The sequence below is a fragment of the Micromonospora arida genome (assembly GCF_003857035.1).
Lineage (GTDB): Bacteria > Actinomycetota > Actinomycetes > Mycobacteriales > Micromonosporaceae > Micromonospora > Micromonospora arida.
The window spans coordinates 1-11,037 of sequence record NZ_QGSY01000334.1 but is presented as its reverse complement, the minus strand read 5'-3'; the positions used below and the strand labels follow the sequence as shown (position 1 = coordinate 11,037).

The window sequence follows — 11,037 nt, the reverse complement described above, 5'->3', positions numbered from 1 at the left end:
GCACCGGTACCAGCCGGTTGCGCTGCTCTGGCGGCGCGCGGTGCACGGGCACCGGCAGCAGCCGCGACGGCGTGTACGGCTCGATCTGCGCGGACGGGTCGGACGATTGGTACGGGTCGGGCTGCGCGTACGGGTCGGACGGTTGCGGCTGGTCGGACGGCGGGTTCGGGTCGGGCGAGCCGTACGGGTCGGCGGGTCGGTGCAGCCGGTAAACCCCGGGCTGCTCCTCCGTGCCGCCGGCCAGCCCGACCACCGACGGGGGCACCGGAGGGTCGGTGGGGTGGGGCGACGGCTCGTCCGACGCTTCGGTCGACCATCTGCTGCCCGTCGACCCGAGCGCCTCGTCGGAGGGCAGCCGGGGATTCGGCACCGCCCCGGCGTGGTGGGTTGCGGCTGCCTGCGGGTGGTAGCCGGATTCGGCCGGCCCGTCGCCGTGCGGTGGGACGCGGGCGGCCGGCACGACCGGCGTGTCCCGAGCTGTGGGCGGGTTGTCGGCGCAGGCGTGGTCGGGACTGGCCGCCGCCCGGGCCAGCGCCGCCACCTGGGTGGCCAGCGGGTCGTCGGCGGGCAGGTGCTGGCGGCACAGCTCACGGGCGAGCGCCAGGTTGTCGTGTGCCTCGGCGAACTGCCCGCAGTCGCGCTGCATCGCTCCGAGCCGCGCCAGCATCTTGATGCCGCTGGGGTGCCCGTCGCCGTACACCTCGCGGTGCAGCTCCCAGGCGTCCTGGAGGCGGTCGCGAGCCACCGTGCACTGGCCGCGTGCGTACTCGACGGTGGCCAGGTCGGCGTGCGCGGCGAGCACCCGCAGGGACTCCGGGCCGTCCTGCGCGGTCAGCTCGATGATGACTTCCTGGTAGAGCCGCGCCGCCCGGGAGTGGCTGCCGACCCGGTGCAGCACCGCGGCCAGAGTCGCCGCCGCGGCCACCGTGCGCGGGTCGGCGCGGCCGTGCAGGCGGGTGGTGGCCGCGTACGCGAAGGCGGCCCACCCGCGTGCCGAGTGCGGCTCGCCGAGGGCGATCAGCACCCGTGCCTGGAGGCTGGCCGCCTCGGCCAGCTCGGGGGTGGCGTTGGCCGGGCGGGGGTCGGCGTCGGTGAGCGCGTCGGACAGCAGTTGCTGTGCGCCGGCCAGATCGCCGGAGGACACGAGGTGGTGCGCCTGATCAGTCAGTTCACCGAAGCCGGAAGACACGCCCCATCGTGCTCATCCGACGACGGTAAGTACAAGACCCGCGCCGGTGTCGATTGGTCAGGATCCGGTCAGGTGCTCGGCCAGGGTCTCGCTGATCCGGCGTAGCTGGTCGACCTGGGCGGGGCTCAACGCGTCGAACAGGTGTCGGCGTACCCCCTCCACGTGGCCGGGTGCGGCGGCCGCGAGGGTGGCGAAACCCTCGTCGGTGAGCAGCGCGATCTGCCCGCGCCGGTCGGTGGGGCAGTCCTCGCGGCGCACCCAGCCGGCGGCCTCCAGCCGGGCCACGGCGTGCGAGAGCCGGCTGCGGGACGACCCCGCGGCCTGCGCCAACTGGCTCATGCGCAGTTGACGACCGGGGGCCTCGGAGAGCTGGACCAGGATCTCGTAGTACGCGTGCGGCATGCCCGCGTCGCGTTGCAGCTCACGGTCGAGATTGTCCATCAGCACCCGGGAGGCGGTGAGGTACGCGCGCCACGTGCGCTGCTCGTCGGGGTCCAACCAGCGGGTCATGACCGCCATCATACTCCGGATGGTTGAATGTTCAACTAAATCGCGCTACTCTCGGGTCATGGGTATTCATCGACTCAACCACGCGGTCCTCTACGTCAGTGACCTCGCCCGCAGCGTCGCGTTCTACCGCGACGTGCTGGGCTTCCGCCCGGTGGCGATGACCCCGGACGGCTTCCGGGGCGCCACCTTCCTCCAGGCCCCCGACTCCACCAACGACCACGACCTCGGCCTCTTCGAGATCGGCGCGGGCGCCGGGCGGTCGACCGCCGGCCGGTCCACCGTCGGCCTCTACCACCTCGCCTGGGAGGTGGACACGCTCGACGAGCTGGCCGCCACCGCCGAGCGGCTCGCCGCGGCCGGCGCACTGGCCGGCACCTCCGACCACGGCACGACCAAGAGCCTCTACGGCAAGGACCCGGACGGTCTGGAGTTCGAGGTGGTCTGGCTGATCCCGGCCGACCTGCTCGACGACACCGCGCTGGCCGCCCGCAAGCAGATCGGTCGGCTCGACCTGGACGCCGAGCGGCAGCGTTACGGCGGCCAGACCCGGGGCGGGGTGGGGATCTCCGTCCCGGCCTGACCGCCCGTACGGTAGAACGGACCGATGCCGACCGACCGGACCACTGATTTCCTCCGCGAGCTGCTGGTCCGCCAGTTGACGACCTGGCTGCCCGCGGCCCTGCACCGCTCCCGGCGGGCCACCATAGCCCTCGCGGGCGCCGACGCGGGCAGCGCGGAGGCCGCGCTGCACCTGGTCGCCACGCACGGCGACCAGGTGCGCGGCCGGCAGGTGACGGTGCTGGTGCTGACCGACGCCGCCGACGACCTGCCAACCCGACTCGGCCCGATCGAGGCGGAACTGCCCGCCGAGGTCACCGTGCACCTGCTGCCCGGCGAGCCGTACCGGCTGCCCGTCGCGGTGAAGGCCGCCGGGGCGGCCGGCGCGCCGCTGTTCTCCTTCGTGGACCTGCCGGGCGCGGTGACGCCGAAGCTGCTCACCGCCGCGACCAACGGTCGGACCGGAGAGTTGCTGCTGCACACCGGCGACAGCGCCCGAGACTTGCTCGTCTCCGCCGGCTTTCCCCTGGTCGCCGAGGTGGCACCGGTGCTCCCCGGCGGCGAGGCTGCCGGGGTGATCGCGTTCGGCAGCCGCTCCGACCGGAGTCTGGAGGTGGTCCGTGACGCGCTCTGGGCGGTCGGCGCGGACCTCGACGTGCGCTACCGCGACCCGCTCGACCCGACCGGCACGACTGTCGACGTGGTCGGCGATCCCGACCTCGAACCGCTGGCCCACGAGTTGCTGGCCGAGTTGCGGGCAGGTGGGCCACGGTCGGTCACCGAACTGCGTCGGCACACCCTCACCGTGACCGTCTATCGGGCCGCCGACGCCAACCAGGCGCTCGTCGACCTGATCGCCGCCGGTGCCCTGCGCCGCGATCGCGAGTCCGGGCGGCTGGCCGGCGACGAGATCATCACCCTGGCGCGCTGAGCGCCCACCCCGCAGACGCCGAGCGGGGTGCCGGTGGATCACCGGCACCCCGCTCGACTCCCGGGATGTCTACGACCGGGACTTGTCCTGCTTCCAGGAGAGCGGACCCGGCAGGTCGACCCGGTGCGCACGCGCCTTGGAGTTCCAGGACCAGCGACCGATCTTGATGCTCCACGAGGAGAAGCCGTTCTCGGTGAAGTTCAGGATGATCGGACCGTACTTCTTGCGCTTGCGAAACATGAGGCCCATCGGAGGTCTCCCCTCGTCACCGTTTCCTGCCGTGTCGAGATCGAACATGCCCGAACCGACAACTTTTGAAACCCTCTCGCTGTCCGTCCTGGACGGTCGCCCGCCGGACATCCAATCTCTATCCACCAGATAGGTGTTGCGGCACGGTAAACGCTGCTCGTGGCGCTTCGTAACATCGGCAGCGATTGAAGTCTCATCTTCTGGAAGACCGTTGACCGCTCGTTCCGGTCCCGGGCAGCATGGGGTCATGTCGCAGCGGGATGAGCTTCTCCTCACCGCTCGTGTGCACGTCGACCTGGTCCGGCACGCGAGCGCGCTCTGTTGAGCTGACCGGTCCATCCGGCTCGGCTCCAGCGCCGCACTCCCATCGCCCGCCCGCTCAACGCGGAGCAGCGTGCCCGCACGCCCTCATCCGGGCGTCCCCGCTCCCATCGTGGACAGATCAGGAGACTCCTCATGTCCCCACCCCGTGCCATTCCGCGTACCCTCGCCGCGGTTGCGGCGCTGGTCGTGCTCACCGCCACCGCCGGCTGCGGCGGTGACGCGGCAGCCGACGGCGCCCAGGCCGGCGAGCTGCGCTACCAGGGCTCGGTCGGTCAGGTCACCCTCCCCGAACTCGCCGCCGACCTCGGCTACCTCGGCGACGTCAAGCTCAAGTGGATCGGCAACGTCACGGGTGGCCCGCAGGACATCCAGGCCACGGCCACCGGGCAGAGCGACTTCGGCGGCGCGTTCAACGGCGCCATCGTCAAGCTCGCCACCGCCAGCGCCCCGATCACCGCCGTGGTCAGCTACTACGGCTCGGACGCGCAGACCTTCCAGGGCTACTACGTGCTCGACGACAGCCCGGTCCGCAGCCCCCGCGACCTGATCGGCAGGAAGGTCGGCATGAACACCCTCGGCGCGCACGCCGAGGCCGTGCTCAAGACCTGGCTCGCCCGCGGCGGCCTCACCCCCGCCGAGATCAAGCAGGTCGAGTTGGTCGCCCTGCCACCGGTCAACACCGAGCAGTCGCTGCGGCAGCGGCAGATCGACGTCGCGGTGCTCGGCGGGGTGATCCGGGACAAGGCGGTCGCCAGCGGCGGCATCCGCACCATCTTCACCGACTACGAGCTGCTCGGCGCCTTCAGCGGCGGCACCTACGTCTTCCGCGACGACTTCATCAAGCGCAACCCGGAGACCGTCAAGGCGTTCGTCACCGGGGTCGGCAAGGCCATCGAGTGGGCCCGCACCCAACCCCGGGAGACAGTGGTCGCCCGGATGCGGGACATCATCGGCAAGCGCGGCCGCAACGAGGACCCGTCGCTGGTCGCGTACTGGAAGAGCAGTGGCGTCGCCGGCCGTGGCGGCGTGATCGGTGAGCAGGAGTTCGGCACCTGGATCGACTGGCTCGCCGCCGAGGGCGAGCTCAAGGGCGACCGTCCGAAGCCCGGCGACATCTACACCAACCGGTTCAACCCCTTCGTGGACGGGGGGAGCGCGTGAGCACCGACAAGATCCTCTTTGATCGGGTGAGCAAGACCTTCCCGGTCCGCGCCAGCCGGCGTGGCGGCGCCGGCGCGGTGACCGCGCTGGACGAGGTCACCCTCGGGGTACGCCCTGGCGAGTTCCTGGTCGTCGTCGGCCCCAGCGGTTGCGGTAAGTCCACGCTGCTCGACCTGCTCGGCGGGCTCACCGGGCCGACCTCGGGGCGGGTGCTCGTCGACGGTCGGCCGGTCACCGGTCCCGGCCTGGACAGGGGCATCGTCTTCCAGCAGTACGCGCTGCTGCCCTGGCGCACCGCCGCCGGCAACGTCGCGTTCGGCCTGGAGGCCAAGGGGGTGCCACGCGCCGAACGCGCTGCCCTGATCGAGCACCACCTCGACCTGGTGGGGCTGCGCGGGTTCGCCGATCGCTACCCGCACGAGCTGTCCGGCGGGATGAAGCAGCGGGTGGCCATCGCCCGCAGTCTCGCGTACGACCCGGACGTGCTGCTGATGGACGAGCCGTTCGCCGCCCTGGACGCGCAGACCCGCGACTCGTTGCAGGACGAGCTGGTGCGAATCTGGGCCGGCACCGGCAAGACGATCGTGTTCATCACCCACGGCATCGACGAGGCCGTCTACCTGGGTCAGCGGGTGGCGGTGCTGACGTCCCGGCCAGGGCGGCTCAAACAGGTCATCGACATCGACCTCGGCGACCGGGACGCGGTCGAGGACGTCCGCTCCACCGACGCGTTCCGCCACCACCGCCACCAGATCTGGACCCTGCTGCGGGACGAGGTGCGGGCCGCCCAGGCGGCCGAGGGCACCGGCGTCCGCCACACCGAGGAGGCCCGCGTTGGTTGACATCGCCGAACGTCCCACCCGACTCGTCGGCCCACCCACAGTGCCCCGCGCTGCGGCCGACCGGGCCGTTCCCGGTCGCGCCGGTCGACTGCTCGGCATCGGCGCGAAGGTGTTGCACCGTACCGTCGCCATCGCCGCGCTGGCCGCGATCTGGGAGGGCGCACCCCGGCTCGGGCTGGTGGACCGGGTCTTCCTGCCGCCGCTGTCGGAGGTGTTGGTGGCCTGGTGGGAGTTACTGCGCAGCGGGCAGCTCGCCGAGCACGTGGGCGCCAGCCTCACCCGGTCGCTGGCCGGGCTCGGCCTCGCGGTGCTCACCGCCATCCCGCTCGGGCTGCTGATCGGCTGGTACCGGCCGCTCGCCGAGCTGCTCAGCCCGCTGCTGGAGGTGTTCCGCAACACCGCCGCGCTGGCCCTGCTGCCGGTGTTCGTGCTCATCCTCGGCCTGGGGGAAACCTCCAAGATCGCCCTGGTGCTGTACGCGTGCTCCTGGCCGATCCTGCTGAACACCATCGCCGGGGTGAAGGGCGTCGACCCGCTGCTGATCCGGTCGGCCCGCTCGATGGGGCTCAACCACCTGCGGCTGTTCCAGAAGGTGATCCTGCCGGCCGCGGTGCCGACCATCTTCACCGGCGTCCGGCTGGCCGGGGCGTACTCGATCCTGGTGCTGGTCGCGGCCGAGATGGTCGGCGCGAAGGCCGGCCTCGGCTACCTCATCAACTACGCGCAGTACAACTTCGCGATCGCCGACATGTACTCCGGGATCATCACGATCTCCGCCATCGGCCTGGTCGTCAACCAGATCCTCGTCACCCTCGAACGTCGCTTCTCCACGTGGCGCGTCGACGTCTCTGTCGGATAGGACGGACACCAATGACCCGTACCCTGCACCTCAACGCGTTCCTGATGGGCGTCGGCCACCACGAGGCCGCCTGGCGGCACCCCCGCACCGACCCGCGTCGGGTCACCGACGTACGGCACTTCCAGGAGCTGGCCCGGATCGCCGAACGCGGCACCCTCGACTCGCTCTTCCTCGCCGACGGTCTCTCGGTCGGGCCGAACCCCCGGCACAACATCCAGGCCGTCTTCGAGCCGCTGACCCTGCTCGCGTCGCTCGCCGCGGTGACCGAGCACATCGGTCTCATCGCGACGGTCTCCACCACCTACAACGAGCCGTTCCACGTCGCCCGCAAGTTCGCCTCGTTGGACCACCTCAGCGGCGGTCGGGCCGGCTGGAACATCGTCACCTCCGCGCAGGAACGGGAGGCGGTCAACTTCAACCGGGACAGCCACCCCGCACACGCCGACCGTTACCGGCGGGCCGCCGAGTTCGTCGACGTGGCGATCAAGCTCTGGGACAGCTGGGAGGACGACGCGCTGGTCTTCGACACCACGGCCGGGGTGTTCGCCGACACCGACCGGGTGCACGAGGTGGCGCACCGCGGGCCGGAGTTCCAGGTACGTGGCCCGCTGAACATCCCCCGGGGGCCGCAGGGTCGACCGCTGCTGGTGCAGGCCGGCTCGTCGCCGGACGGGACAGCCTTCGCCGCCCGCTACGCCGAGGCCGTCTTCACCGCACAGCAGACCCTCGCCGACGGGCAGAGCTTCTACGCCGAGCTGCGCCGGCAGGTCGCCGCCGCCGGCCGGGACCCGGACCTGGTGAAGGTCCTGCCCGGCATCGCGCCGGTGCTCGGCGGCACCGAGGCCGAGGCGCGGGCGCTCGCCGCGGAGCTGGAGGAGCTGATCGTCCCCGACTACGCAGTGGCCCAGCTCTCCGGGATGCTCGGCATCGACCTGACCGGCCTGCCGCTGGACGGGCCGCTGCCGGAGCTGCCGGCCGCCGGCACCGTGCAGGCCCACCAGAGCCGCTACCAGCTCGTCACCGAGCTGGCCCGCCGGGAACAGCTCACCATCCGCCAGCTGATCGGCCGACTCGGCGGCGGGCGGGGTCACCGGGTCGTGGCCGGTACGCCGGAGCAGGTCGCCGACCAGATCGAGCTGTGGTTCACCCAGGGCGCCGCCGACGGGTTCAACATCATGCCGCCGCACCTGCCCGGCGGGCTCGCCGACTTCGTCGACCACGTGGTGCCGGTGTTGCGCTCCCGTGGGCTGTTCCGCACCGAGTACTCGGGTCGGACGCTGCGCGAGCACTACGGCCTGCCCCGACCGGCCAGCGCGTACGCCGCGTCGGCCCTGGTGCCGGCATGACCACCGTGGAGCGCCCCTCGGCGGACATCGCCGAGCTGCGACCGGTGAACCCGGATCTGTTCCGCGCGCTGCTGCGGCGGCAGGCCAGCACCGTCACGGTGGTCACCGCGGTCGCCCGCGCCACCGACCCCGCCTGCCTCGGTGGGATCGGCGCGCCCATCCGGGCGGGCTTCACAGCGACCTCGTTCACGTCGGTGTCGCTGGACCCACCGCTGGTCTCGTTCTGCCTCGGGGTGGCGTCGTCGAGTTGGCCGGTGCTCGCCCGCGCCGAGCACGTCGCCGTGCACCTGCTCAGCGCCGGGCAGCGGGAGGCCGCCACGGTCTTCGCGACCAGCGGCATCGACCGGTTCGCCGCGTACCCGGACTGGACGCCCGGACCGTTCGGGGTGCCGCTGCTCGACGGGGTTCTGGCCCGGCTGCTCTGCCGGGTGGTGCACCGGGTCCCGGCCGGCGACCACACGCTGGTGATCGCCGAACCACTGGCGCTCGGCGACGGCGGCGACGGCGCACCGCTGGTGCACCACCGGGGCGGCTACACCACCGCCGTGCCGACGTGAGCGAGCGAACCATCGGGCACGTGGCGCGTCGCGGCGGAACGCGGGGAAGCGGAGTGCCGACGTGACGGCACCGACCACGGCCGACCTGCTCGCGTTGGACCGGGCCGCCCAGGACCTGCTGTTCCGGGCGGCCCGCACGGCCAACACGTTCACCGACGAGCCGGTCACCGACGCCCAGGTCGCGGCGATCCACGACCTGATCCGGTACGGGCCGACCGCGTACAACGGCCAGCCGTTGCGGGTGCTGCTGCTGCGTTCGCCGGAGTCCCGGGCCCGGCTGCTGCCGTACGTCTCGTCGAGCAACCGGGCGAAGACGGCCAGCGCGCCACTGGTGGCGGTGCTCGCCGCCGACGTGGACTTCCACGAGCGGCTGCCCGAGCTGTATCCGCACCGTCCGCAGGCCCGGGACTGGCTGGCGGACCGCGCGGCGCGGGTCGAGCAGGCCCGGTTCAACGCGACCCTGCAGATCGGCTACCTCATCGTCGGTGTCCGCGCGGCGGGTCTCGCGGCCGGCCCGATGGCGGGCTTCGACACCGCGGGCGTGCAGCGTGAGTTCCTCCCCGACGGGCGCCACGAGGTGCTGCTTCTGCTCAACCTCGGGCACCCGGGACCGCACACCGGGCCGACCCGCCTGCCCCGGCTGGCCACCGGGGAGGTGATCCGCACCCTCGAGGGCTGAGCGACGAACGGGACTGCCCCCGGTGCCGGCGTAGCGCCAGCACCGGGGGCGGAAGGTTGCGGGTCAGGCGCCCTTGACCCAGTCCAGCGTGAAGCGGGCGAAGAAGATACCTCCGGTGTTGCCCACCTCGTACAGGTTGCCGATCGTGCCGTCGTTCAGGACGGCCATCGTGGAGTAGCCCGCGCCGCCCGGCTTGACCAGTGCCCGCGCCGGCCAGCTGGCACCATCGTCGGTGGAGAGTCGGACGGTGAGGTCGTTGCGCGCGGCCGGGGCCGCGTTGTTGCTGAACAGTGCGGTACGGGTGCGCACCGGTGCGCCGTTCGCACCCACCTCCGACGGGCGCAGGTACGAGATCTCGTCAGCGTTGCAGAGCGGATCGGTCAGCAGGGCGCTGGCCGTGGCCGGGCCGAACGTCACGCCGCCGTCGGTGGACGTGGAGTAGAACCGGCTACGGGTGCTGTTGTGCCGCATGTTCTGCACGATCGCGCCGGTGCCGCGTTCGATTGCCTTGCTCTCGTTGATGTTTCCGCCGGCGGGGCCGCCGCGCTTCCACGTCACGCCGCTGTCGTCGCTGTAGATGTTGCCGGTCTGGGTGAGACCCGCCCCGTCCCGGTAGACGAACGGCTGGATCAGGCGCCCGGTGCTGGTCTGGATGCCGTGCCCGGAGGAGAAGAACGCCTGCTGCCAGGTGGGGACCTTGATCGTCGGGTTCAGCTCCACCGGGGCGCTCCAGGTGGCACCGTTGTCCCGGCTGGTGATGTATTGCAGGTGCAGGCTGTTCGGGTCGTTGGCGGTGTTGAGACCGGAGGAGCCGGACCAGAAGCTGATGCCCGGCTTGGGGGAGTAGGTGTAGAAGCAGTAGACGGTGCCGGTCCTGCGGTCCACCAGCAGGCTCGGGTCGCCCGCTCCCTCGCTCGTGGTGGCGGGGGCGTGGATGATCCGCGGCTGGTCGAAGGTGCGGCCGCCGTCGGTGCTGCGGGTCATCGCGATCTGGATGTTGTTGGTGCCGCCACCGAGGTCGTACGAGCCGTTGATCCGGGCGTCGGCGACGGCGATCACGGTGCCGTTGTTGGTGACGGCCATGCCCGGGATGCGGACCGAGGCGGAGGTGCCGTCGTAACGGCCGTTGGGCCCGTTGAGGTTGCGGATGACGGACTGCGTGCTGATGACCGTCGTGGCGTTCATCTGCGGGGTGCCGGCGGCCAGGCCGCAACCGGCGGTGCCCCGCAGGGTGCTGTCGAACCCGGGGGCGGTGACCCGCAGGGTGTACGCGGTGCCAGCGCCAACGGTCCAGTAGTGCAGGTAGTTGCCGCCAGCGGCGATGGTGCGGGTCCAGGGGGACCCGGTGCGGCCGGGCCAGGTGACGGTGAAGTCCCGGGCGGTCGTGGTGCGGTTCTCCAGCGCGAGCTGGAGCCGGCCGGCCGTGCAGTCGTAGCTGGCGACCGCGGACATGCCGGTGCCACAGTGGAAGATGCCGGTCGCGGTGTCGTCCAGGCCGGTCGGGGTGGTCGTGCGCAGGGTGTACGCCGTGCCCGCCGGGAGGGTCCAGTACAGCTCGTTGCTGCTGCTGCCGGCGGCGACTGTCCGGGTCCAGGGGGAGTTGGTGCGGCCCGGCCAGGTGACGGTGAAGGTCTGCGCGGTGGCGCTGCCGTTGGTGAGCCGCAGGTTGAGGCGGCCGGTCGTGCAGTCGGAGCTGGCGGTCGCGCTCACACCGGCGGGGGCGGCGTGAGCGGGCGTGGCGGGCAGGATCGCGGCCACCCCGAGGACGGCGGCCATGACCGCTATCACTCGACGCGGCAGCTGGCTCTTATACACATCTCCGAGCCCACGAG

Annotated in this window: 13 protein-coding genes; 9 read left to right on the top strand and 4 right to left on the bottom strand. The window is 71.9% G+C overall.

Annotated features, from left to right (window positions below; all coding sequences use genetic code 11):
* Positions 1-1,189, bottom strand: a 1,189-nt coding sequence (locus tag DLJ58_RS32925; RefSeq protein ID WP_244219231.1) for a tetratricopeptide repeat protein, incomplete at its 3' end; no start/stop codon positions are given.
* A gap of 57 nt (positions 1,190-1,246) precedes the next feature.
* A complete protein-coding gene (locus DLJ58_RS32920; RefSeq protein WP_124862836.1) occupies positions 1,247-1,708 on the bottom strand; it encodes a MarR family winged helix-turn-helix transcriptional regulator in 462 nt (153 codons plus the stop codon).
* A gap of 49 nt (positions 1,709-1,757) precedes the next feature.
* Between DLJ58_RS32920 and DLJ58_RS32915 the strand changes: the two genes are divergently transcribed.
* Entirely contained in the window at positions 1,758-2,279 is a 522-nt protein-coding gene (locus tag DLJ58_RS32915; RefSeq protein ID WP_091400855.1) for a VOC family protein, read from the top strand.
* 24 nt (positions 2,280-2,303) lie between these two features.
* Complete coding sequence (locus tag DLJ58_RS32910; RefSeq protein ID WP_124862833.1) at positions 2,304-3,188, top strand: hypothetical protein; 885 nt, start codon at positions 2,304-2,306, stop codon at positions 3,186-3,188.
* Between the two features lie 69 nt (positions 3,189-3,257).
* Here the strand turns inward: DLJ58_RS32910 and DLJ58_RS32905 are convergent, their stop codons facing one another.
* Positions 3,258-3,437, bottom strand: coding sequence for a DUF4236 domain-containing protein (locus tag DLJ58_RS32905; protein ID WP_030333600.1), 180 nt, complete (start codon positions 3,435-3,437; stop codon positions 3,258-3,260).
* Positions 3,438-3,684: 247 nt separating this feature from the next.
* Between DLJ58_RS32905 and DLJ58_RS35250 the strand changes: the two genes are divergently transcribed.
* The 7 genes from DLJ58_RS35250 to DLJ58_RS32875 all read left to right on the top strand — a co-directional run bounded on the left by DLJ58_RS35250 (position 3,685) and on the right by DLJ58_RS32875 (position 9,205).
* Positions 3,685-3,762, top strand: coding sequence for a putative leader peptide (locus DLJ58_RS35250; RefSeq protein ID WP_349881247.1), 78 nt, complete (start codon positions 3,685-3,687; stop codon positions 3,760-3,762).
* Between the two features lie 131 nt (positions 3,763-3,893).
* Positions 3,894-4,922, top strand: coding sequence for an ABC transporter substrate-binding protein (locus DLJ58_RS32900; RefSeq protein WP_124862831.1), 1,029 nt, complete (start codon positions 3,894-3,896; stop codon positions 4,920-4,922).
* On the top strand, positions 4,919-5,764 hold the full coding sequence (locus DLJ58_RS32895; protein ID WP_124862828.1) for an ABC transporter ATP-binding protein: 846 nt from the start codon (positions 4,919-4,921) through the stop codon (positions 5,762-5,764). The genes DLJ58_RS32900 and DLJ58_RS32895 overlap by 4 nt, the downstream gene beginning before the upstream one ends.
* On the top strand, positions 5,757-6,623 hold the full coding sequence (locus tag DLJ58_RS32890; RefSeq protein ID WP_124862825.1) for an ABC transporter permease: 867 nt from the start codon (positions 5,757-5,759) through the stop codon (positions 6,621-6,623). The genes DLJ58_RS32895 and DLJ58_RS32890 overlap by 8 nt, the downstream gene beginning before the upstream one ends.
* A gap of 11 nt (positions 6,624-6,634) precedes the next feature.
* Entirely contained in the window at positions 6,635-7,969 is a 1,335-nt protein-coding gene (locus tag DLJ58_RS32885) for an LLM class flavin-dependent oxidoreductase (protein WP_124862822.1), read from the top strand.
* Entirely contained in the window at positions 7,966-8,526 is a 561-nt protein-coding gene (locus DLJ58_RS32880; protein ID WP_124862819.1) for a flavin reductase family protein, read from the top strand. The genes DLJ58_RS32885 and DLJ58_RS32880 overlap by 4 nt, the downstream gene beginning before the upstream one ends.
* 61 nt (positions 8,527-8,587) lie before the next feature.
* Positions 8,588-9,205, top strand: a complete 618-nt coding sequence (locus DLJ58_RS32875; protein WP_124862816.1) for a malonic semialdehyde reductase — start codon at positions 8,588-8,590, stop codon at positions 9,203-9,205.
* 63 nt (positions 9,206-9,268) lie between these two features.
* Here DLJ58_RS32875 and DLJ58_RS32870 read toward each other — a convergent pair.
* Positions 9,269-11,037 (bottom strand): exo-alpha-sialidase (locus tag DLJ58_RS32870; RefSeq protein WP_208741468.1); only part of this gene is annotated, 1,769 nt, incomplete at its 5' end.

Excerpts from the sequence above, each read along its gene's own strand:
- DLJ58_RS32915 (WP_091400855.1), top strand. The coding sequence starts at position 1,758 with ATGGGTATTCATCGACTCAACCACGCGGTCCTCTACGTCAGTGACCTC.
- DLJ58_RS32910 (WP_124862833.1), top strand. The coding sequence starts at position 2,304 with ATGCCGACCGACCGGACCACTGATTTCCTCCGCGAGCTGCTGGTCCGC.
- DLJ58_RS32885 (WP_124862822.1), top strand. The coding sequence starts at position 6,635 with ATGACCCGTACCCTGCACCTCAACGCGTTCCTGATGGGCGTCGGCCAC.
- DLJ58_RS32880 (WP_124862819.1), top strand. The coding sequence starts at position 7,966 with ATGACCACCGTGGAGCGCCCCTCGGCGGACATCGCCGAGCTGCGACCG.
- DLJ58_RS32920 (WP_124862836.1), bottom strand. The coding sequence starts at position 1,708 with ATGGCGGTCATGACCCGCTGGTTGGACCCCGACGAGCAGCGCACGTGG.
- DLJ58_RS35250 (WP_349881247.1), top strand. The coding sequence starts at position 3,685 with ATGTCGCAGCGGGATGAGCTTCTCCTCACCGCTCGTGTGCACGTCGAC.
- DLJ58_RS32905 (WP_030333600.1), bottom strand. The coding sequence starts at position 3,437 with ATGGGCCTCATGTTTCGCAAGCGCAAGAAGTACGGTCCGATCATCCTG.
- DLJ58_RS32900 (WP_124862831.1), top strand. The coding sequence starts at position 3,894 with ATGTCCCCACCCCGTGCCATTCCGCGTACCCTCGCCGCGGTTGCGGCG.